Below are 202 nucleotides of genomic sequence, written 5' to 3'. Positions count from 1 at the left end.
GCCCATCAGGGTCGTGCCCTCCTTGCCCACACCACGAACAACGAACAAGGCTTCACCTTCCGCACTCACGACCACGCTTGGCACCCGGTCGACCACGAGGGCTTGACCCTCATCCGCCGCCCGAACGCCCAGAACTCCTCGAATGCCGCGACCACCCCACGGAAAGGCTGGAGCAACGCATCCAAGCGTCGGAGGTATGGCA

The 202-nt window shown here is 64.4% G+C and carries 1 protein-coding gene; it reads left to right on the top strand.

All coding sequences use genetic code 11. The features are described from left to right. On the top strand, positions 1-202 hold a 202-nt coding region (locus ACYF6T_RS44880), incomplete at both ends, for a type I-E CRISPR-associated endoribonuclease Cas2 (RefSeq protein WP_461703747.1).

Source organism: Streptomyces sp. 7R007 (genome assembly GCF_054850255.1).
This window is presented reverse-complemented; position numbering and strand designations above follow the sequence as displayed.